Annotated in this window: 20 protein-coding genes and 1 pseudogene; 8 read left to right on the top strand and 13 right to left on the bottom strand. The window is 66.1% G+C overall.

Annotation, left to right across the window (positions count from 1 at the left end):
- Positions 1-79 precede the first annotated feature (79 nt).
- The 3 genes from ROZ37_RS05505 to ROZ37_RS05495 all read right to left on the bottom strand — a co-directional run bounded on the left by ROZ37_RS05505 (position 80) and on the right by ROZ37_RS05495 (position 2,617).
- Positions 80-1,000, bottom strand: a complete 921-nt coding sequence (locus tag ROZ37_RS05505; RefSeq protein WP_312658114.1) for a 2-dehydropantoate 2-reductase — start codon at positions 998-1,000, stop codon at positions 80-82.
- A gap of 33 nt (positions 1,001-1,033) precedes the next feature.
- Complete coding sequence (locus ROZ37_RS05500) at positions 1,034-1,531, bottom strand: Rrf2 family transcriptional regulator (RefSeq protein ID WP_312658111.1); 498 nt, start codon at positions 1,529-1,531, stop codon at positions 1,034-1,036.
- 186 nt (positions 1,532-1,717) lie between these two features.
- On the bottom strand, positions 1,718-2,617 hold the full coding sequence (locus ROZ37_RS05495; RefSeq protein WP_312658109.1) for a cache domain-containing protein: 900 nt from the start codon (positions 2,615-2,617) through the stop codon (positions 1,718-1,720).
- A gap of 224 nt (positions 2,618-2,841) precedes the next feature.
- On the opposite strand from ROZ37_RS05495, the gene ROZ37_RS05490 reads away from it, so the two are divergent.
- The gene (locus ROZ37_RS05490; protein WP_312658107.1) at positions 2,842-3,099 is read left to right on the top strand and encodes a hypothetical protein; all 258 of its coding nucleotides are present in this window, start codon (positions 2,842-2,844) and stop codon (positions 3,097-3,099) included.
- Between the two features lie 74 nt (positions 3,100-3,173).
- On the top strand, positions 3,174-4,289 hold the full coding sequence (locus tag ROZ37_RS05485) for a metal-dependent hydrolase (protein WP_312658106.1): 1,116 nt from the start codon (positions 3,174-3,176) through the stop codon (positions 4,287-4,289).
- A 266-nt stretch (positions 4,290-4,555) separates the two neighbouring features.
- Here the strand turns inward: ROZ37_RS05485 and ROZ37_RS05480 are convergent, their stop codons facing one another.
- Genes ROZ37_RS05480 through ROZ37_RS05470 form a run of 3 tightly spaced genes read right to left on the bottom strand, consistent with a single transcriptional unit; the run spans position 4,556 to position 9,239 of the window.
- Positions 4,556-5,611, bottom strand: a complete 1,056-nt coding sequence (locus tag ROZ37_RS05480; protein WP_312658105.1) for a 2-oxoacid:ferredoxin oxidoreductase subunit beta — start codon at positions 5,609-5,611, stop codon at positions 4,556-4,558.
- The gene (locus ROZ37_RS05475) at positions 5,608-7,455 is read right to left on the bottom strand and encodes a 2-oxoacid:acceptor oxidoreductase subunit alpha (protein WP_312658104.1); all 1,848 of its coding nucleotides are present in this window, start codon (positions 7,453-7,455) and stop codon (positions 5,608-5,610) included. The genes ROZ37_RS05480 and ROZ37_RS05475 overlap by 4 nt, the downstream gene beginning before the upstream one ends.
- 2 nt (positions 7,456-7,457) lie before the next feature.
- Entirely contained in the window at positions 7,458-9,239 is a 1,782-nt protein-coding gene (locus tag ROZ37_RS05470; protein ID WP_312658103.1) for an FAD-dependent oxidoreductase, read from the bottom strand.
- A gap of 670 nt (positions 9,240-9,909) precedes the next feature.
- Here ROZ37_RS05470 and ROZ37_RS05465 point away from each other — a divergent pair.
- The 3 genes and pseudogenes from ROZ37_RS05465 to ROZ37_RS05455 all read left to right on the top strand — a co-directional run.
- Positions 9,910-10,500: a CHRD domain-containing protein gene (locus ROZ37_RS05465; protein ID WP_312658101.1), complete on the top strand. Its 591-nt coding sequence runs from the start codon at positions 9,910-9,912 to the stop codon at positions 10,498-10,500.
- Positions 10,501-10,681: 181 nt separating this feature from the next.
- Positions 10,682-11,080 (top strand): RNA-binding S4 domain-containing protein, encoded by a 399-nt coding sequence (locus tag ROZ37_RS05460; RefSeq protein WP_312658100.1) that lies wholly within the window; start codon positions 10,682-10,684, stop codon positions 11,078-11,080.
- Between the two features lie 310 nt (positions 11,081-11,390).
- Positions 11,391-12,848: pseudogene (locus ROZ37_RS05455) on the top strand (MASE3 domain-containing protein); the annotation flags it as partial.
- A 137-nt stretch (positions 12,849-12,985) separates the two neighbouring features.
- Here ROZ37_RS05455 and maiA read toward each other — a convergent pair.
- The 3 genes from maiA to ROZ37_RS05440 form a co-directional block, all read right to left on the bottom strand.
- Complete coding sequence (maiA, locus tag ROZ37_RS05450; RefSeq protein ID WP_312658099.1) at positions 12,986-13,630, bottom strand: maleylacetoacetate isomerase; 645 nt, start codon at positions 13,628-13,630, stop codon at positions 12,986-12,988.
- Positions 13,631-13,717: 87 nt separating this feature from the next.
- A complete protein-coding gene (locus ROZ37_RS05445) occupies positions 13,718-14,728 on the bottom strand; it encodes a fumarylacetoacetate hydrolase family protein (RefSeq protein ID WP_312658098.1) in 1,011 nt (336 codons plus the stop codon).
- A complete protein-coding gene (locus ROZ37_RS05440; RefSeq protein ID WP_312658097.1) occupies positions 14,725-15,276 on the bottom strand; it encodes a VOC family protein in 552 nt (183 codons plus the stop codon). Before ROZ37_RS05440 ends, ROZ37_RS05445 begins: the two co-directional genes overlap by 4 nt.
- 144 nt (positions 15,277-15,420) lie before the next feature.
- Here ROZ37_RS05440 and ROZ37_RS05435 point away from each other — a divergent pair, with 144 nt between their 5' ends.
- Complete coding sequence (locus tag ROZ37_RS05435; RefSeq protein WP_312658096.1) at positions 15,421-16,329, top strand: LysR family transcriptional regulator; 909 nt, start codon at positions 15,421-15,423, stop codon at positions 16,327-16,329.
- Positions 16,330-16,418: 89 nt separating this feature from the next.
- On the opposite strand, the gene ROZ37_RS05430 is transcribed toward ROZ37_RS05435, so the two are convergent.
- Positions 16,419-16,691, bottom strand: a complete 273-nt coding sequence (locus ROZ37_RS05430) for a hypothetical protein (protein WP_312658095.1) — start codon at positions 16,689-16,691, stop codon at positions 16,419-16,421.
- Between the two features lie 306 nt (positions 16,692-16,997).
- On the opposite strand from ROZ37_RS05430, the gene ROZ37_RS05425 reads away from it, so the two are divergent.
- A complete protein-coding gene (locus tag ROZ37_RS05425; RefSeq protein ID WP_312658094.1) occupies positions 16,998-17,387 on the top strand; it encodes a TraR/DksA family transcriptional regulator in 390 nt (129 codons plus the stop codon).
- 43 nt (positions 17,388-17,430) lie between these two features.
- Here ROZ37_RS05425 and ROZ37_RS05420 read toward each other — a convergent pair whose 3' ends face one another.
- From ROZ37_RS05420 to ROZ37_RS05410, 3 genes are all read right to left on the bottom strand, one after another.
- Positions 17,431-17,658: a DUF2783 domain-containing protein gene (locus ROZ37_RS05420; protein ID WP_312658093.1), complete on the bottom strand. Its 228-nt coding sequence runs from the start codon at positions 17,656-17,658 to the stop codon at positions 17,431-17,433.
- An 11-nt stretch (positions 17,659-17,669) separates the two neighbouring features.
- Positions 17,670-19,349 carry an FAD-dependent oxidoreductase gene (locus ROZ37_RS05415; RefSeq protein WP_312658092.1) on the bottom strand — a complete coding sequence of 560 codons (1,680 nt, stop codon included), beginning with the start codon at positions 19,347-19,349 and terminating at the stop codon, positions 17,670-17,672.
- A gap of 112 nt (positions 19,350-19,461) precedes the next feature.
- Entirely contained in the window at positions 19,462-20,424 is a 963-nt protein-coding gene (locus ROZ37_RS05410) for an MBL fold metallo-hydrolase (RefSeq protein WP_312658091.1), read from the bottom strand.
- Between the two features lie 153 nt (positions 20,425-20,577).
- Between ROZ37_RS05410 and ROZ37_RS05405 the strand changes: the two genes are divergently transcribed.
- A complete protein-coding gene (locus ROZ37_RS05405; protein ID WP_312658090.1) occupies positions 20,578-21,465 on the top strand; it encodes an IclR family transcriptional regulator in 888 nt (295 codons plus the stop codon).
- Positions 21,466-21,487 lie beyond the last annotated feature (22 nt).

Here is a 21,487-nt window from a genome sequence, read left to right as displayed (position 1 = left end):
CGACCATTCCACGCTGCAACGTTCGTGACTCTTGGCGCTCGGCGAGGAGGCGATAATCGCCATCCCTCACCCCAGCCCCTCATCGCTGCTGTGATGCCGGTGTGAACTGCGGCGGGGCTTCGGACAGGCGCAACAGATGGCAAAGCGCCGCGTGCGTCGGTGCGTCGGCGCGATGGCGCGCCGCCAGTGCGAGAAATGCGACGGTAAGCGCGCCGATCTCCGTCGGGCGACCGGCGAGGACGTCCTGCAACATGCTCGATCGGTTCTCCGCAGTGCCCGCGATGACGTCGAAGACCCGCTTTTTCGCTGCGGCCGCGTCGAGGGCGAGTCCTTCGGCGCGCAGGACCGGCCAGGCTTCGCGAACCAGCGCTTCGACGTAGCTGCGGTACGGCGGGGCCGCAAGCGCGCCGTTCGGCACGCGAAAGAGCGCCGTGACCGGATTGATCGCGAGATTGACGAGCAGTTTCGCGAGCCGCGCCGCGTAGATTTCAGGTTCCACACGCGTCGGCAGTCCTGCCTGCGACAACTGCTCGGCGACGGCCTCGAAGCCGGGCGGAACGAGCGTTTCGCCGAGGCCGACCGGAACGACGCGGTCGCCATCCCGCCACGCGGCGGCGGTCGTGACGCCCTGCCCGCTCCGCACCGCGCCGAGCGCCTCGCGAAGGCGTTCCTCGACGAGTCCGTTCTGTAGCGACAACACCGCTTGCGGGTGCATCGCACAGGCGGTTCGCGCTGCCGCCTCGGTATCGCCGGCCTTGACGAGCATGATCACGTGATCGGCACGCGGCGCGTCCCCGGCGGCAAACGCGTCGAAGCTGATCGACTGCCCGCCGACTTCGATCCCGCCGCGCAATGCCTGAGCGCGCGCCTCGGTGCGCGCAATCACGGCGACCGGGCCGACACCGGCGAGGCGGGCGGCGAAGGTCAGCCCGAGCGCACCGGCACCGATGACCACAATCGGGTAACGGCCGGGAGCTTCCTCAGTACGTTCAGGGGACAAGATGCGGACTCCGCTTTCGCCGGACAATCAGCGTCAGCCCGCGCTCTGCGGCATCTTTGCGGCACGGGCGCGCGCTGCCTTCCTGGCGGGAGGCGGCGCGTCAGGCTTCGCGAAGTACAGCAACTTCTTCTGAGGAGCCTCGATCACGTCGGCGAGCGACGCGCGGTCGAGCGATTGCAGAAAGGCTTCGAGCGCCGTCGCGAGCACACCCTTCAACTTGCAGTTCGACGTCAGCAGGCAGTTGCTGTCGTGGCCGAAGCACTCGACGAGCTCCATGCCGCGCTCCATGCGGCGAACCACGGCGCCGATCGCGATCTGCTCGGCAGGACGCGCTAGCCGCAGGCCGCCCCCCTTGCCTCGGAGACCTTCGACGAAGCCTTCGCGGACCAGCTGGTTCGCGACCTTCATCAGATGGCTGCGGGAGATATCGAAGCGCTGCGAGACTTCGGCGATCGTGACCAGCCGGTCGGTGTTCGCAGCGAGGTAGATCAGTACGCGCAAGGCGTAGTCCGTGTGCTGCGTGATGTGCATGGATCTCTCCCGTCCGCTACTAGGCCCAGCAGGAATTATACGAGAGGGCGCATGAAACATGCCCTGCCGGTGACTCTTCTAAGAAGTCTCTCTCATGCTCCTGCGGCCCCCCTGTGCCGGGCCCCCCGCACTGTGCCGCTCTTGCGCTCGCGAAGCGGTCGGCGTTCGTTTTGACTTCGCCGGCCGTCAGCGCGTGTAGTAGCCGACGCCGACGAGCACGCCGTCGACCTTGCGGAAGTAGCTGTGCTTCGACTCGAGCTTTTCGGTGACGGGATTGCGCCATGCGTAGTCGAGCTCGCCCGCGCCCTTGCGGTCGGCGATGTTGATCATGTCGGGGACGATAGCCTTGCCCTTCGGATCGCGTAGCGACGCCGCGTCGCGGCCGACGAGGACCGGAGTGGCACCATGCGCGACGAAGCGCCGGCTCGCGAGATCGACCGCGAATACGTACAGATCGTCCTGCATGAAGCCGCCGTCCACGCGGTTGAACGCGTCGATCGCCTTTGCCTGATCATCCTTGATCGCTGCAACCGCCCGCTCGAGGAAGGCCTTGGCCTGCTCCGGCGACGCGCGCTGAAGGTAGTAGCCGACGGCGAGGATGCGATCGCCCACCTTTTCGAACAGCGTGACCTTCCGCTCCACGCGATGAGTGTCGCGGTTCTCCCAGCGATACTCGACGCGCCCGCTGCCCGTGGTCGCCGCCGCGTCGAGCAATTCGCGGAAGAACGGCTTGCCGGTGATGTCCTTCATGTCGGCGACGTTGCGGCCGACGAGGTTCGCCGACGGTCCGCCGCTCGCGAACATCATTCCGTCCGTGCCGACGACGTAGACATACAGCTCCTTGTCGGCGAACTCGGGCGAGCGGTTGAATTCGAGGAGCGCCGCGTCGCCCACCTCGCGGTAACGCGCGACGGCTTTTTCGAGCAATCTCGCGCTGCGGTTTTCGTCGGCCCGCTGCACGAGGCTCGTCGAGGCCGGAGGCGACGTCGAGGACGTCGGAGCAGTCGCGTCCGCGTAACCGGCCGCGTGCAGCGGAGAAAGAGCAATGCCGAGCAGGCAGGCCGAAGCCAGGTGAAGCGCGTTCATGGTGTGAATGATTTCCTGTAGTTGTTTGATTCTGAAAAATTATCGGAAGTCGCGGCGCTTAGCAATGATGGAATGCAAACATTCCAGCGCCGCGCCGGCGACGGCGTGCGGGACCGCGTTGAGCAACGGTGCTGCGGCGTGCCTCGGTCCCGAAGCTCGGGTAAAGTCGCTTCGCGCCCCGGCGATGTGCCGCGCGAACGGAAATCGATGACTTCGGAGAGTGCATGAGTCGTGAGGTCGAGCTGACACTGGTCAATCTGCCGCAGGATGTCCACGACGTGTGGGCGGATGTGCTGCGGGTAAGCTATCCGCGGCTGCGACTGCGCGCGCGTCCGAGTTCGCCGTGGAAGGTGCATGAGGTCGTCGAAACACGGGCACGCGTCCTCGAGACCGGCGAGCTCGAATTGTTCGCCGAGACCGGCTTCGGCGCGCCGGTGACCCTTCTTGTTCCGGCGCGGGAATGGTCATGGCGCTCGTGGTGAACAGCCGCCTGCAGTGAGCGTTTTTTCAGCCCGACCGCGATGAACCGCATTCTCCCGCCTGCGTCCCACTTGCCATGGACACTCTGACTCACGCGCTGTCCGGCGCACTGGTCGGCTGCCTGTTGGCGCCGGGCCACCGGGCATCCACGCTTGCTGCCGGAAAGGCGGCCGTTCCGCCTTCCTGGCAGATGGTCGTCGCCGGCGCGGTCGCCGCGGCCTTCCCGGACATCGACTTTGTGCTCGGCTACGTGTCGGACATCGCGTATCTGCGGGGGCATCGCGGCGTGACGCACTCGCTGTTGCTGCTGCCGCTGTGGGCGATGCTGCTATCGTGGCTCGCCGCGCTCGCATTCACTGCGGCGACCGCAGCGAAGTCGCGCTGGCGGGCGTTCTACCCGGTCGCCGTGGCGGCGCTCCTGACCCACATCGTCGGCGATCTGATCACCCAGTTTGGCACCATGATCTTCGCGCCGCTGTCGGACTGGCGGTTCGGCTGGGGTACGACCTTCATCATCGACCTCGTCCTCAGCGGCCTCCTGGTCGCAGGTCTCGGCGCGAGCGCGATCTGGCGACGCAGCAGGATTCCGGCGGCAACGGCGCTCGTTCTCGTCGCCGGCTGGGTCGGCGTCGGAGCCGTCGGACGCAGCGAGGCGATCGCGTTCGCGCGCTCGTATGCCGCGGCGAACGGAATCCGTCCGGTCACCGTGGATGCGGCACCTCGCCCCGCTTCGCCGTTCAACTGGACCGCGATCGTGTTCGACGGCGAGCGCTACCACTACGCACACATCAACACGCGCCGCACCGAGGTGCTCACCGCGGATGCGGACGACAATTTCATCCGCCGCCTGTCGGCGCCCTACCGCCCGCTTGCGCAGGCCGAATGGCAGACGCGGGCGAAGTTCGGCAACGGCTCGATGCAGGACATCGCACGCGAAGTCTGGTCCGCACACGACTTCGCGTTCTACCGCTGGTTTGCGATGTTCCCGGTGCTCGACCATGTCGACGGCGACAGCGACGGGAAGCGGTGCGCGACGTTCCGCGACCTGCGCTTCGAGCTGCCGGGACGCGACGAATTGCCGTTCCGCTACGGCCTCTGCGAGCGCTCTGCCCCGCCGACGGCCGCGCAAGCCAGCACTTGGCAAGCATACGAATTCGCCGCCGGCGTTCGACGCTGGATCGCGATCAATTAGGCACCGCTCCCGCTCGAGGGGAGTGTTTCGCCCCTCGGACCGTGCAAACCACCGCTACTTCGCGTCGTGCTTTATCGCCGACTGCGCCGCATTTGCAGGCAAGTACCGCAGCTGCAGACTGCCCCTGAACGGGGATCTTTTGCCTAACAACGGTCGCGTTTGGGCCCGACGTCGTCGCTTCACGATCGCTCGTTTCTGCGAATCGACATCGGAGCGGCGACGGGCGAGGGTTCGCTCCGTCGCCGCTCCGTCAGGAAAAGCACGATCTAGCGCAGCAGCCCATTCAGCGCATGGAGCGCCTTGCTGCCAGGGCACAGATACGCATCACCAAGCTGGTTCAACGGCTTTTCGACCGTGTTCAGGTGCGCGTGCATGTCCTGCCCGCTGCTGTCGACGTACAGCAGTCCGGTGACGATCTCGCCGAGCGCGTGGCGCTCCTGCAGATGGTTCATCGCGCCGATGCGATCGGACGGGTCGTAGTCGACCGCGAGCTTCCGGAGATGCAGGATCGAGCCGTCGTGCTGCACGATGCGCCGCAGCGAGCCGGCGGGATACGAGGTTTCGATCGGATCGCGCGGCAGGATCACTTCGACGCGATTGACCGCCTCGTTGTGTTCGCGCACGTAGTCGTAGCTCTTCGTCGAACCGCTGTGGTTGTTGAAGGTCACGCACGGGCTGATGACGTCGATGAAGGCCGGGCCGTTGTGGCGCAGCGCGCCCTTGATCAGCGGCACGAGCTGCTCCTTGTCGCCCGAGAAGCTGCGCCCGACGTAGGTCGCGCCGAGCTGCAGCGCGAGCGCGACGAGGTCGATCGGATTGTCGCTGTTGATGACGCCCTTCTTGCTCTTCGAGCCCTTGTCGGCGGTCGCCGAGAACTGCCCTTTCGTCAGGCCATAGACGCCGTTGTTCTCGACGATGTAGGTCATGTTCACGCCGCGTCGCATCGCGTGCGCGAACTGTCCGATGCCGATCGACGCCGAGTCGCCGTCGCCGGACACGCCGAGATAGACCAGGTTGCGGTTCGCAAGCGCAGCGCCGGTGAGCACCGACGGCATCCGTCCATGGACGCTGTTGAAGCCGTGCGAGTTGCCGAGGAAGTAATCGGGCGTCTTCGACGAGCAGCCGATGCCGGAGAGCTTCGCGACCTTGTGCGGCTCGACGTCGAGGTCGAAGCAGGCCTGCACGACCGACGCGCTGATCGAGTCGTGGCCGCAGCCGGCGCACAGCGTCGAGATCGCGCCCTCGTAGTCGCGCCGCGTGTAGCCGAGCGCATTGCGCGGCGCGTCGGCGGCGAGGAGTTTCGGTTTGGCGAGATAGGTCATAGGGCCACCTTGCGCAGCGGGCTGATCTTGCGGTCGGACAGGGCGTCGGCGATGCGGCCGGCGATGAAGCGCGCGGTAATCGGCGAACCGTCGTAATGGAGCACGCGGATCAACTTCTTCGGATCGATTTCGCCTTCGTTGATCAACATCGAGCGGAGCTGGCCGCTCTCGTTCTGCTCGACGACGAAGACCTGCTCGTGGTCCGCGATGAACTGCAGGATCTCGTCGCAGAACGGGAAGCCGCGCACGCGCAGCGTGTCGACATGGATGCCGTCGGCGTCGAGCAGCGCGCTCGCCTCGGCCATCGCCGGGGCGGTCGAGCCGAAGTGGATCGCGCCGTAGCGCGTCGGCTGCGACGCGGACTGCAGCACCGGCGCAGGCACCAGCGACTTCGCGGTGTCGAACTTACGCCGCAGCCGCTCCATGTTGTAGACGTAGTCGGCGCCCGACTCGCTGTACTTCGCGTACGGATTGCGCGTCGTGCCGCGCGTGAAGAACGCGCCGCGGGTCGGGTGCGTGCCGGGAATCGTGCGGTACGGAATGCCGTCGCCGTCGACATCGAGGTAGCGGCCGAAGTCCTTGCCGGCCTCGAGCTCGTCGTAGGTCATCAGCTTGCCGCGGTCGTAGCGGCGCTCGTCGTTCCAGTCGAACGGCGCGCACAGGCGCTCGTTCATGCCGATGTCGAGATCCGACAGCACGAACACCGGCGTCTGCAACCGCTCGGCGAGGTCGAACGCGAGCGCGGTGAACGTGAAGCACTCGTACGGATCCTCGGGGAACAGCACCACATGGCGCGTGTCGCCGTGCGACGCGTACGCGCACGACAGCAGGTCCGACTGCTGCGTCTTCGTCGGCATCCCGGTCGACGGGCTGCCGCGCTGGATGTCGACGATCACCGCCGGGATTTCCGCGAAGTACGCGAGGCCGAAGAACTCCTGCATCAGCGAGATGCCGGGGCCGGACGTCGCGGTGAAGGCACGCGCGCCGTTCCAGCCGGCGCCGATCACCATTCCGATCGACGCGAGCTCGTCCTCGGCCTGCACGATCGCGTAGCGGGCGCGGCCATTGTCGGGATCGGTACGGAACTTGCGGCAGTAGCTCGAGAAGGACTCGATGACCGACGTCGAAGGCGTGATCGGATACCAGCCGGCGACGGTCGCGCCGCCATACACGGCGCCGAGCCCGCAGGCGCTGTTGCCGTCGATGAAGATGCGGTCGCCGACGCCGTCGGCGGGCGCGACGGTCAGTCCGATCGGGCACGACAGGTTCGTGCGCGCATAGTCGTAACCGAGGCGCAGCGCGTTGATGTTCGCCTGGATCAGCTGGTCCTTGCCGCGATAGCGGTCGGTGATCAGCGTCTCGACGACCGCGAAGTCCATGTCGAGCAGCGCGATCAGCGCGCCGATGTACATCACGTTCTTGAACAGCTGGCGCTGGCGCGCGTCCGTGTATTCGTTGTTGCAGATCGCGGTCAGCGGCACGCCGACGACGGTGATGTCGTCGCGGAACTTCGACGGCGGGAGCGGCTTCGTCGAGTCGTAGAAGAGATAGCCGCCGGGGTCGATGCTCGCGACGTCGCGGTCCCAGGTCTGCGGATTCATCGCGACCATCATGTCGCAGCCGCCGCGCGCGCCGAGCCAGCCGGCTTCGGACACGCGGACTTCGTACCAGGTCGGCAGTCCCTGGATGTTCGACGGGAAAATGTTGCGCGGCGCGGCGGGCACGCCCATGCGCATCACCGCGCGAGCGAAGAGCTCGTTCGCCGACGACGAACCCGAGCCGTTGACGTTCGCGAACTTGATGACGAAGTCGTTGCAGCGCTGGATGGATTTTGCGTTCGTCATTTTCACTCCCCCTTCACACCGGCCTGTGCGACGTCGATCCGGAATTTCTGCATGTCCCACGCGCCGGTCGGACAGCGCTCGGCGCACATGCCGCAGTGCAGACAGACATTCTCGTCCTTGACCATCACGCGACCGGTCTTGAGTCCTTCGGCGAGATACAGCGCCTGCTCCAGGTTGGCTGCGGGCGCCTTGAGACGGCCGCGCAGCTCGTCCTCTTCGCCGTTTCCGGTGAAGGTGATGCACTGCGTCGGGCAGATGTCCACGCAGGCGTCGCACTCGATACAGAGTTTCGGCTTGAAGACGGTCGCGATGTCACAGTTCAGGCAGCGCTCCGCTTCCGCCCATGCGAGTACAGGGTCGTAGCCGAGTTCGAATTCGAGCTTGATGTCCTTCAGCGCGAGTTCGAGCGTCTTCACCGGCACCTTCCGGCGCGCCTCCTCGGACACCTGGTTGTCGTAGCTCCACTCGTGGATGCCCATCTTCTGGCTCACGAGGTTCACCATCGGCGGCGGGCGCTTCGTCAGCGGCTCGCTGCGACAGAAGAGGTCGATCGAGATCGCGGCGCTGTGGCCCTGCGCCACCGCGGTGATGATGTTCTTCGGCCCGAGTGCCGCATCGCCGCCGAAGAACACGTTCGGCAGCGTCGATTGCAGCGACTGCTCGTCGAGCACCGGCATTCCGTAGCGGTCGAACTCGATGCCGATGTCGCGCTCGATCCACGGGAAGGCGTTCTCCTGACCGATCGCGAGCAGCACCTCGTCGCATTCCATGAGCACGTCGGGCTCGCCGGTCGGCACGAGCGAACGCCGGCCGTTGTCGTCGTACTCGGCGCGCACCTTCTCGAACAGCACGCCGGTGAGGCGGCCGTTGTCGTGCGTGAATTCCTTCTGCACCAAGTAGTTGTGGATCGGAATGCCTTCGTGCAGCGCGTCCTCCTTCTCCCACGGCGACGCCTTCATCTCGTCGAAGCCGCTGCGCACGACGACCCGCACGTCCTCGCCGCCGAGCCGCCGCGCGGAGCGGCAACAGTCCATCGCGGTGTTGCCGCCGCCGAGGACGATGACGCGCTTCGCGATGCTCGTGACGTGGCCGAAAGCGACGTTCGACAGCCAGTCGATGCCGACGTGGATGTGCGCGGCGGCTTCCTTGCGTCCGGGCAGATCGGCATCGCGCCCGCGCGGCGCGCCGGTGCCGACGAACACCGCGTCCCAACTGCCGGCGAGGAGCTCGCGCAGGCTCGCGATCCAGGTGTTCTGCCGCATCTCGACGTCGAGCCCGGCGATGTAGCCGCACTCCTCGTCGATCACGCTGTCGGGCAGGCGGAATTTCGGGATCTGGCTGCGCATCATGCCGCCGGCCGACGTGCCGCTGTCGAACACGGTGACTTGGTAGCCGAGCACCGCGAGGTCGCGCGCGACCGTCAGCGAAGCCGGGCCCGCGCCGACACAGGCGACGCGCTTGCCATTCTTCGCGGCCGGCGCCTTCGGCAACAGCTCGTCGATGTCGTCCTTGAAATCGGCGGCAACACGCTTGAGGCGGCAGATCGCGACCGGCTCCGTGTCCACGCGTCCGCGGCGGCACGCCGGTTCGCACGGGCGGTCGCAGACGCGACCGAGGATCCCGGGAAAGACGTTCGAGCGCCAGTTGATCATGTAGGCCGTCGCGAAATCGCCGGCAGCGATTTGCCGGATGTATTCGGGAACGGGGGTGTGGGCCGGGCAGGCCCACTGGCAATCCACGACCTTGTGCAGATAGTCGGGGTTGGCAATGTCGGTGGGTTTCACTCGTCTCCTCGCTGGGCGGCGGATTCCGGTGCGTTCGCAATCCGTTACCTTCCTTCGACGCCTCGTTGGACCTTCGGGCGCCGATTCTGTTTGCTTCGGCTTCCTGATTCGCTGGTAAAGCGCTTCAAACGGCGTCTCGTATCGATCGACGCTGACGGCGATGAATCGTCGAAATTCTTGCGCCATGCATGATTGTGCATCATACGCACTCAAGTGCATGTCTTATTGATTAAAGTCAACTTTCACCAGAAATGCTGCACCCTAGTGCATTTTCCATCGGCTGCTTTTTCGGCGATGTGCATTTTGTTGCATTGCACCTCAAACAATTCGCGTCCCATAGCAATGCCTCGTGGCAGCAAGCGTCGGGATTTTTTACGCTCATCGCGTCCTCACGAAACGCCGGAGCGCCAATGCACCGTCGATTCAAAATCTTAGCTCGTGCCGCATTCTTCTTGCTTGCCCCACCCCGCCGGGCCGATTCGCGGTCCGGCGGTTTCATACTCGCGGAGGCTTCCGGATGTAGCCGCACGGCTGCCCGGGAGCAGGGTACAGGGCCCGGGATGCACGGCTCGCGATAGACGAGCCGGCATCGAGCGGTCGCATTCGCTTGCCGATGGGAGCGGCACGGCAGCCCTTTGCTGGCGGGTCGCTCACCATAAGGAGGCGAAATATGGGCAAGCACTCGATGGGCAGGCATTCGTTGTTCGCGTTAACCCTGGCGCTCCTGCATGCGGGAGTCGTGCACGCGGCGCCGATCACGTTCACTGCGACGCTGAGCGGGGACGCGGAGAATCCACCGAACGCGTCCCCCGGCACGGGCATTGCCACCGTCGTCTATGACGACGACACGCACCGGCTTTCCATCGAGACCGCGTTTTCCGATCTGAGCGCGGGAACCACGGCGGCACATATCCACTGCTGCGCCCTGTTGCCGGACAATGCAATACCGGCTACGGCCGTGCCGAGTTTTCCCGGCTTTCCGTCCGGCGTCACCGAAGGCAGCTTCGAAGCGACATTCGACCTGACCCTCGAATCCAGCTTCAATCCCGCCTTTCTGGGGCTCCACGGCGACAATGTATCGGCGGCCGAAGCGGCCCTCGCCGCGGGCCTTGCGAGTGGCGAGGCCTACCTCAACATCCACACGACCGCATTTCCGAGCGGCGCGATCCGCGGCGCGCTGAGATCCGTCCCCGAGCCGCATGCGCTGTCGGCGGTCGGTATCGCGCTCGTGATGCTGATTGCCGCCCGGACACGCCACTGACGGCGGCACATCCGGCAGTCCACTCGAGCGCCGACGGGGACTCCGGGAAATCGCGCGGCAGGGAGCGTCGCGGTCCTCCCTGGTCATGACGGCAGCGCCGCTGTAATGGCCGGCGAGGATCGCGTATCCTCGCCAGCGCTCATCACCGCCGAGTCCGGAAATTTCCCGCACTACCCCATCCATGCCACCTGCCAAGCTCCCGCCCGACCGCATGCGCATCGACAAATGGTTGTGGGCAGCGCGCTTCTACAAAACACGCTCACTCGCGACGCAGGCGATCGACGGCGGGCACGTGAAGCTGAACGGGACCACCGTCAAACCCGCGCGCGAGCTGCGCGTCGGCGACACGCTAGAGCTCGCGATCGGCGACACGAACTGGACCCTCGTCGTCCAGGGCCTCAACGAGCAGCGCCGCCCCGCGCCCGAAGCCCGTCAGCTCTACGAGGAAACCCAGGAGAGCAGCGAGCGTCGTGCCGCCGAGCAGGAGACGCGGCGCCTCGCGCCGGTACCGGGCAGCGACCTGCGCGGTCGTCCGACAAAAAAGGCGAGACGGCAGATCAAGGGGTTCAACGAATTCTAGTCGCACCGTTTGTATCGGCTCGTTGGCGTCGCGCAGGCGACGCGAGGCCGGTCCGACGCGATTCGATCGGCCGCGGCGGCGGGCGCATCTCCCCCGTGGATTCGGCACGCCGGAAGCGTGAAGCAGGTCACGGACAATGACCTCTTGCGTAGTAAGGTCAATGCCGAACGCCTAAACTTGTCCCGCTTCGAGCCCGTTCGCCGCGTCTCGCACACGGCAGACGCGCTCGCCCTTCACGAACGAATCTCCCGCTTCCGGGATCGCGTACGCCGCGTGTCACGCGCCGGGGTATACGGATAGCAGGCCACGCATGACTGCGCGCTTCACGCCACCGTCGCTCACCTCCCGCACTGAATTCGCCTGGCACTGGGGCGGCTTCATGCTCCTCCTGCTCGGGATCGCCGCGACGGCCCAATACAGCTACCTGCTGTTCCATACCCTCATCGAGATCTGCCGCATCGTCGTGATCTTCAGCGTCGCGGCGCTGGCGTGGAACGCTCGGCGCCAGATCGACAACGCCTTCCTGCTGCTGGTCGGCCTCGCCTCGCCGTCCATCGGTGCGCTCGATCTGTTGCACACCCTCGCGTACAAGGGGATGAACATCTTCCCGCCGGACGCGAACCTGCCGACGCAGCTTTGGATCGCACTGCGCTTCTTCGAGTGCGGCGTCGTGCTGTCGGCGGCGACGCTGCTCGGTCGCCGGCAACTGCCGATCGGCCCCCTCGCGCTGGGCTTCCTCGCGACCGGCATCGTGCTTGCGTGGCTCGTCCTCAGCGGCCGTTTTCCCGACTGCTACATCGAGGGGATCGGCCTCACCGAGTTCAAGATCAATTCCGAGTACGCGATCGCCGCGGGCTTCGTGCTCACGCTGCTGCTCCTGCAGCGGAAACGGGAGATGCTCGCGCCCGACATCCACGTCCTCGTCGTCCTCGCGGTGATCGTCGACATCGTCGCGGAATTCGCGTTCACGAAGTACGTCAGCGTGTACGGCAATGCGAACCTGATCGGTCACCTGCTGCTGCTGACGTCGACCTACTTCCTTTACCGCGCGCTCGTGCTACAGGGAATCCAGAAACCGCAGTTCCTGCTGTTCCAGCACCTGAACCGCGAAAAGGAACTGCTCGCGCGCAGCGAAGCCGAGCTCGCGATCAAGGTCGCCGAGCGCACCGCCGAAGTCACGGAAAGCAATCGCCGTCTGCAGGACGAACTCGCCGAGCGCCGCCGCGTCGAGCAGCAGCTTCTCGAAAGCGAGGAGATGCTTCGACTGACTCGCAACGTCGCGCTCGACGCGACGATCGTCGTCGACGCAGCCGGCCGCGTCGTCGTCTGGAACCCGGCCGCGACGCGGCTCTTCGGCTATCCCGCCGATGAAGTGATCGGCCGCAGCATGCACGAGCTGATCGTCCCGGAGCGCTTCCGCGCCGCGGCGCTCGCCGGCATCCTACGCTTCGGCAGCACCGGCGAAGGCGCGCTGATCGGCAGGATTTCCGAACTGGTCGCGATGCGCAGCGATGGCAGCGAAGTGCCGGTCGAACTGTCGATCTCGACCGTCCAGATCCGCGGCGTCTGGCACGCGATCGGCATCATCCGGGACATCACCGACCGGAAAGCGGCGGTACAGGCCCGGGAACAGCTCGCCGCGATCGTCGAATCGACCGGCGAGGCAGTCATCGGCAAGTGCCTCGACGGCACGGTTTCGACCTGGAACAGCGGCGCCACCCGCCTCTACGGTTACGCCGCCGCTGAAATGCGCGGGCAAAACGTCGAGGCTCTCGTCGTGGGACGCCGGGAAGTGACGGGGTTCGCCCCCGCTGCAGCAGCTTCAGGTCGGCGGCCGCGCTGCGATCGCGGCGGCACGGAGCGCCGGATATCGGAAAAAGCGGAAAACGAGAACCGTAAGGCCCGTCACTCGGCGTCCGGCTGCTGCTCGGGCGTGGCGCGGCGGAACGCGTCGAGTCCGGCGCAGCGCTCGGTGATGCCGAGGATTATCGGCATCGCGTTCAGATCGCAGCCGAATCGGCGCGCGTTGAACACCTGCGGCACGAGGCAGCAGTCGGCTAGCGTGGGGGTGGCGCCGTGGCAGAACATCCCGGTGCGCGGGTCGCCGGCGAGCATCGCCTCGACCGCTCCGAGCCCGACCTCGATCCAGTGCCGATACCACGCGTTCTTCTGCTCGTCGCTGACGCCGAATTCGCGCGTCAGGTACTGCAGCACGCGCAGGTTGTTGATCGGGTGGATGTCGCACGCAATGGCCTGCGCGATGGCGCGGATGCGCGCGCGGTCGGCCGCGGTCCCCGGCAGCAGCGCCGGCTCCGGGTGAGTCTCGTCGAGGTACTCGATGATCGCGAGCGACTGCGACAGCTTGGTCGACCCGTCGACGAGCGTCGGCACGAGGCCCGCGGGGTTCAGCGCGAGATAGTCGGCCTGGCGCTGCTCACCACCGCCGCGCACGAGATGCACCGGCACCGCGTCGTACGCGAGCCGCTTCAGGTTCAGCGCGATCCGCACGCGGTACGCGGCGGAACTGCGGTAGTAGGTGTAGAGCTTCATTATTTTTCCGGAGTCGTACGCGATCGGTCCCGAGCTTGCGAGCGTCACCCACCCGTCCGAGGCGGCCTTCTGCGGGCCGCCCGGCGGTCAGCGACGAAGCGCCTCGACCGTGTTTTGGATCGTGCCGAACACGCTCCTGCCGTCGGCGTCGAGCATCTCGATGCGCACCGTGTCGCCGTCGCGCAGGAACGGCGTCTCCGGCTTGCCCTGCTCGATCGTCTCGTAAGTGCGCACTTCGGCGAGGCAGCAGTAGCCAACGCCGCCGTGCTCGATCGACGAACCCCACAGCCCGCCCTGCTTGTTCGACACGGTGCCCGAGCCAATGATCGAGCCCGCTTCGAGCTCACGCGTCTTGGCGATGTGGGCGATGAGCTGGCCGAAGTCGAAGGTCATGTCGACGCCGGCGTTCGGGCGGCCGAAGAGGCGTTCGTTCAGATGCACGACGAGCGGCAGATGCACTTTCGCGTCGTGCCACGCGTCGCCCAGCTCGTCGGGCGTCACCGCAACCGGGCTGAACGCGGACGCCGGCTTCGACTGGAAAAAGCCGAAGCCTTTCGCGAGCTCGTTCGGGATCAGGTTGCGCAGGCTGACGTCGTTCACCAGCATCACGAGCCGGATCCCTTTTGCGGCCTCGGCGGGCGTCGCGCCCAGCGGCACGTCGCCGGTGACGACCGTCACTTCGGCTTCGAAGTCGATCCCCCACGCCTCGTCCGCGACGACGCGATCGCGCGGGCCGATGAAGCTGTCCGAGCCACCCTGGTACATCAACGGGTCGCTGTAGAAGCTTTCGGGCACTTCCGAGTTGCGCGCGCGGCGCACGAGCTCGACGTGGTTGATGTAGGCCGACCCGTCGGCCCACTGGTACGCGCGCGGGAGCGGCGAATGACACGCTGCCTCGTCGAACGGCTGCGCGTCGACCGCGCCGCTGTTGAGCGCCTCATACACCTGGCGCAGCTGCGGCTCGCAGTTCTCCCAGTCGTCGAGCGCCGCCTGCAGCGTGCGGGCGATCGCGGGCACCGCGCGGCAGCGGGCGAGATCACGGCTGACGACGACGAGCGTGCCGTCGCGGCCGCCTTGCTTGAGGGTCGCGAGTTTCACTTGAACATCTCCTTGTAGCTGCCGTCGTGCATCCACGCCGCGTGCTTCGGCGCCTTCTTAGTCCGCGCCCATTCCTCAAGCATGTCCCACTTCACCTCGTCGAGCGCTTCGAGCATCTTCGGCGACGCGGTGTTCGCGGCGAGTTCGAGCCGGTGGCCGTTCGGGTCGAAGAAGTAGATCGACTGGAACAGCGCGTGGTCGGTCGGGCCGACGACGTCGATGCCCTCTGCTTCGAGTCGCGCCTTCGCCGCCATCAGCACGTCCATCGACTCGACTTCGAGCGCGAGGTGCTGCGTCCACGCGGGCGTGTTCGGGTCGCGCCCCATCGCCGGACGCGTCGGCAGTTCGAAGAACGCGAGGATGTTGCCCATGCCCGCGTCGAGGAAGATGTGCATGTACGGATCGGCTTCGCCGGTCGAGGGAACCGCATCCTCGGCGATCGACAGCACGAGCTTCATGCCGAGGTGCTTCTCGTACCACTGCGCAGTTTCGAGCGCGTCCTTGCAGCGGTATGCCACGTGGTGAACCTTCTTGATGAGCTGCGTCATGGTCTGTCCCCATCCTTCGTTTATCGGCCGCGTGTTGTGCTGCGGCCCTGATCGCGTCTGCGTCGCGCAGCGGATGAGTGGATTACAGTCGAAAACGATCTATCATTCCAACGACTTTTTCAGATTCGTTTATCGGTTCCTCTGATGAATATCACGCTTCGCCAGCTGCGCGCTTTCGTCGCGGTCGCCCGCACCGGCAGCTTCACGCTAGCCGCCGAAAGCCTGTTCGTCACGCAGTCCGCGCTGAGCGGGCTGATCAAGGAGCTCGAGCAGTCGCTGGGCGTGCGCCTGTTCGACCGTAGCACGCGGCGTATCCAGTTGTCGGAAGTCGGCGGCGCGATCTACCCGTTGATCGACAAGACGCTGCTCGACCTCGACGGCGTCATCGACGAAGTCACGCACCTGAAGGCACTGAAGAAGGGCCTCGTGCGCATCGCCGCGCCGCAGCTGATGGCGTGCACGCTGCTGCCGGAAGTCATCGCGCGCTACCGCGGCGAGTACCCGGACGTCGAGATCCACCTCGTCGACTGTGCGGTCGAGAGCGTCGTGTCGCGCGTGTTCTCCGGCGAAGTCGATCTCGGCGTCGGACCCGAGCGCGATCCGAACTCCGACATCGATGCCGAGACCCTCTTCACGCTGCCATTCCATGCGGTGCTGCCTCCGGACCACGCGCTCGCGGCGCAGCCGCAAGTGCGTTGGGCGGAACTCGTCGATCACCCGCTGATCACGCTGAAGGGAGAGTTCATCCAGCGTCTGTCCGGCGACCTGCGCGAAGCGTTCCGCGACCTCGACCTCACGCCAACGACGACCGTCACCTTCATGTCGACCGCGCTCAGCATGGTCGAAGCAGGTCTCGGCATCACGGTCTGCATCCCGTACGCGGCGTCGCTCGTGCGCCGTTACGGCTTCGCGATGCGCCCCGTCGTCGAGCCAACGGTGACGCGCAATTTCTACGTCTTCACGCGCAGCGGCCGCTCGCTGTCCCCGGCGGCCGAGCGCTTCCGCGATTTCCTGCGACAGCACGTCGCGGAGCACGAGGACTACAGCGTGTAGGGCTGGAGCCCCCGTGCACCGCGCGCATCGGCGCCGGAGCGGAAAAATCCAGCGAGACCGGCAGCAGCCACGCGCTTGCGACCGCTTCGTCAGCGTCGCTTCTTGCAGTGCCGGATCCGCTCGACCAGCAGCGCGAGCAGCCGGTCGCGCAGGGCCGCATCGGCGTCGGACGCGTCGGGAAGCTCGTCGCCGAGCGCGATCGTGTCGGCGATCCAGCCGTCGTCGGCGGCGCATTCGACGCGCAGCTCCCAGCCGCGCTCGTTGTGCTCGATTGCAAACAGGAAGGCATCGAGCTCCAGCCGCGCGAGCAGCGTTTCGACCGTGTGCGTCGCCTCGGCGAGGTCCAGCGGGGACAGCGGCATGACCGACTCCCGTCCGTTCATCGGGTTCCGAAGGGACCATCCGCGTTCAGCAGCGTTCCACGGGTCGGTACCGCGTCGGCCGGAATCACATTCGCGAACATCGGTCCGGGCACTCGCGGGAACGGACACGGTCAGTGACTTATCGACGCGGCGACGGACACCGTTCCGGCCCGCGCCCTGCGACAGGCTCAGTGCGAACGGTAGCCTCAGGGCGAACGGCTGCATCCGATTGCCGGCTTGACTCAGTCTTCTTGAACAGAAGTTGGCCGACCTCCGCGGTCGGACATAACCGGAGAGGCGACGATCATGGCAACGCTGACGGAAGAACAGACCCGGCAATTGCGCGACGCGATGGAGCGGCGGCGGGAAATGCTGCTGGGCGAAATCGCGGAGGTTCGCGCGCGTGCGGAACAGCCCGCACGGGATTTCGCGAGCGTCCCGGACTCCGGCGACGCGTCGACGACCGATCTGCTGGCGGACGTCGACCACGCAGCGGAAGAGCGCGACGTCGAGGAACTCCGCGACATCGATACGGCGATGCAACGCATGGCTACCGGGAGCTACGGCACGTGCATCGACTGCGGGGTCGACATCCCGGTCGAGCGCCTCGTCGCGTTTCCGACGGCGACCCGCTGCGTCCCGTGCGCCGAACGTCACGAAAAGACTTACGCGGGCGGCGCGACGCCGAGCCTCTGACGCCGGCAAGCCGAGGCGAAGCGCGCCACACCCCGAACGAGGGTCAGGCGACCCCGTCGCGCGCGATCTTCATCGCTTCGCGCAGCACCGAGATGTCGCCGATATGGTTCGCGAGCAGCAGCACGAGCTTCGCGTTCACCATCGCGCTCTGCTCGTCCGTCAGGTCGCGGTGGGTCTCGATCAGCGCTTCGTAGAAGTCGTCGCCGGGCGTGAACGCCCGGAAATAGCGCTTGCCGGGCTCGTGCAGATTGACTTGGGTGTTGAGCGGCATGTCGGTCTCCTTCAGGCGTTGCAGGTGGCGCGGGCGACGGCGGCACGGACTTTGACGGGGTCGAGTTCGCGCCAGCGCGCGGCGACGTGCTGATCCGGACGCACGAGATAGACGGTGCCCGGTCGCAGGTCGTAGCGCTCGCGGACGCGGCCCTTCGTGTCGATCAGCGTCTTCAGGCCGTCGGGCGCGCGGCCGCGCGCGGCGACGACGATCGGCTCGATCTCGAGCGCGCTGTCTTCGAGCGTGCGCAGTGCGGTGACCGTCGCGGCGTCGAGCGCGGCGGCATCCTCGATCGCGTACAGCACCTGGAAGCGGTTGCCGGCCGCATGGAGCAGCCACTTCTGCCCGCCGGCAGTCTCGATCGGCGCGTCGTCCATCGGCGCGCCCGGCACCATGTCGCCGGCGAACGCGTCGGCGTCGGGCGTGTTGAGCCGCGATTCGGTCAGGAAGCTCGGCACCGACAAACGGCCCGAATTCACGAGCGCGCGGGCGAACGGATAGTGCTCGGCGAGACTCAGCACCGCGTTGCGGAAGGTCTTGCTGGCCGCGCTCTTCGGCGTGATGAAGTCGGTCGAGCGCGTCGAGTTCAGGATGTTCTCGTCCGCCGCGAAACCCCGCTCCTCGGTGTAGGTGTCGAGCAGCGTCGCGGGCGCCTTGCCATCCATCACGAGCTTGAGCTTCCACACGAGATTGTCGGCATCCTGGATGCCCGAGTTCGCGCCGCGAGCGCCGAAAGGCGAAACCTGGTGCGCGGCGTCGCCGATGAACAGCACCCGCCCGTGGTTGAAGCGGTTCATCCGCCGGCACTGGAAGGTGTAGACGCTGACCCATTCGAGCTCGAACGGTAGGTTCTCCTTGCCGCGCGCGGCGAGCATCGCCTCGATGCGCGGAATCACGTTCTCGGGCTTCTTCTCTTCTTCGGGGTCGGCGTCCCAGCCGAGCTGAAAGTCGATGCGCCACACGTTGTCGGCCTGACGGTGCAGCAGCACCGACTGGTTGGGGTGGAACGGCGGATCGAACCAGAACCAGCGCTCGGCGGGGTATTCGACTTTCATCACGACGTCGGCGATCAGGAAACGGTCCATGAAGATCTTGCCTTCCACGTCGAGCCCGAGCATGTGACGGATCGGGCTGCGCGCGCCGTCGGCGGCAACCAGCCAGTCGGTCATCAGCGAGTAGGCGCCGTCGGGCGTCTCGACGCGCAGCATCGCGCGGTCGTCGCCCGCGTTCACGCTGATCACGTTGTTCTTGAAGCGGATCTCGAGATTCGGCAGCTCGCGCGCCCGCTTCACGAGGTAGTCCTCGAGGTAGTACTGCTGCAGGTTGATCATGCCCGGGCGCAGGTGATCGGGCTGCGGGCAGAGGTTGAAGTTGAACACTTCCTCCTCGTGGAAGAAGGTGCGGCCCACGTTCCACGACACGCCCTTCTCGACCATCTCGTCGGCACAGCCGATGCGGTCGAGCACTTCGAGCGCGCGTTTCGCGTAGCAGACGCCACGCGAACCGATCGACACGGTGTCGTCGTTGTCGAGCAGCAGCACCTGCTGCCCCTGCTGCGCGAGGTCGATAGCGGTGGTCAGGCCGACCGGGCCCGCGCCGACGATGACCACTGGGTAGTGCCCGTCGCGCTGATCGACGAGCTCCGGCGGTCGGACGTACTCGAACTTCGGGTATTGGTATGTGCTCAGCACAATTGTCTCCTCCTCCATGTCGGGGTTCCGGCGCGTCTCTCTCTTCAGGAGGACTTCCGCGCCCGCTTCATCTCGCTGGCCGTTCAGGGCCCGCCGCAATCGACTCGCCGCATCACTGCTGCAGCGCGTGCCACATCTGCTGATCGCGCTCGGCGGTCCAGATGCGCGGGTCGCGGATCCCGCTGGCTTCGTCGTGCGCGCGGGTGACGTCGAACGGCAGGCAGTGTTCGTAGATGAAGACCTGCGCGAACTTCGGGTCCATGTTGGCGCGCGTGTGCGCCATCGCCGCCTTCAGGTCCATTCCCTGCGCCACTGCTTCCTGTGCGCTGCGGTACAGGGTCGAGACGAAGTCGCGCGTATAGGCAAGTCCCGCCTGGACTTTTTCGGGCGTCATCAGCGCGGGGCCGCGGCCCGGAACGACCTTGTCGAACTCCATTGCGGCGAGCCGGTCGAGCGTAGCGGGCCAGTCGGCGAGGTAGGCGTCGCCGGTGTAGCACGCGGCGTCGGCTTCGACGAGGTCGCCCGAGAAGCAGATCTTCTGCGACGGCAGATAGACGATCGTATCGCCCTTGGTGTGGCCGCGGCCGAGCTGCTTGATCTTCACTTCGAGCTTGCCGAGCCACAGCGTCATCTCGCCGCTGAAGGCCATTGTCGGCCACGTCAGCCCCGGCACGCTCTCGACTGCCTGGAAGAGGCGCGGAAAACGGCCGATCTCCGAATCCATGTCCTGCTGGCCGCGCTCGACGATCAGATCGTAGGTGTCCTGGCTCGCGATGATCTGCTCGAGCCCTTCGTCCTTGTAGCCCGACGCGCCGAGCACGCGCACCGCGTGGTAGTGCGTCAGCACGACGTACTTGATCGGCTTGTCGGTGATCTCGCGCACCTTCGCGATGACGCCCTGCGCGGCGACCGGCGTCGCCGTCGCGTCGATGATCATCACCGCATCGTCACCGATGATGACGCCCGTATTCGGATCGCCTTCGGCGGTGTAGGCGTAGGCGTTGTCGGAAAGTTTGTCCCAGCTGACCTGCTTCTCTTCGAGGTCAGCTTGGGAGGCGAATTTCTTTGTAGTCATGGAAGCCTGTCTCCTGTTGCGAGGGGGTGTGTCGAATCCTAGTCACAGATTTGTTTATGGTCAATTGTTTCGTTGATGTTAAATTTCACCCACCTTCGACGGCAACGATCTCCGTCGGAGCTGCTACCATTCCGCGCCATTCAGGAGAGCAAGATGACCCAGATAGTCCCCGGGACGATCGAGGGAGAACATGAAGCGCCGCTGCGGGAAGGCGCACCGGCGAGCGACGGCCGCGGCGCCGAACGCGGCGAGCGGCGCGGGATCCAGTCGATCGAGGTGGGCGGCGCGCTGCTGCAGGCGCTGGTGCGCCACGGCACGCCGATGATGTTGCGGGACCTCGCGCGCGAAGCGGGGATGCCGCCGGCGAAGGCGCATCCCTATCTGGTGAGCTTCGGCAAGCTGGGTCTGATCGAGCAGGATGCGGCGACCGGCCGCTACGGGCTGGGCCCCTTCTCGCTGCACATGGGCCTCGCCGCGTTGCACGGACTCGACCCGCTCAAGGCGACGCTCGCCGAAGTACCGAAACTCGCCGACGACATCCAGCTGAACATCGCGGTGGCGGTGTGGGGCAACCTCGGCCCGACCGTCGTGCATATCGAGGAATGCAGCACGCAGATTCACATCAACATGCGCCCGGGCACGGTGATGACACCGCTGCTGCTGTCGGCGACCGGCCGGTGTTTCGCGGCGTTCCTGCCGCAGCGGGTGGTCAGGCCGATCATCGACGAGGAGATCGCGCGCTTTGCGGCCGTTCCGGTGTCGACCTTGCCCGTCACTCAGCAGGCCGTGGACGAACTTCTCGACGAAGTACGCGAACATCGCCTCGCCCGGGCACTCGGCAATCCGATCCCCGGCATCAACGCGTTTTCCGTTCCGGTCTTCAATCACAGCGGCGGCATTGCGCTCGCGCTGACGGCGATGGGGCCTTCCGGAACCTTCGATGTCGAATGGCAGGGCACGACGGCGTCGCGGCTGCGCGACTGCGCCGAGTCGATTGCCCGCCGTCTCGGCGTCGCCGACGGCGATACGCCGGGTCGCTGAAACGGCCGTGGTATGCGTCCTC

The sequence above is a fragment of the Aromatoleum sp. genome, from assembly GCF_032027225.1.
Taxonomy (GTDB): Bacteria; Pseudomonadota; Gammaproteobacteria; order Burkholderiales; family Rhodocyclaceae; genus Aromatoleum.
This window is presented reverse-complemented; position numbering and strand designations above follow the sequence as displayed.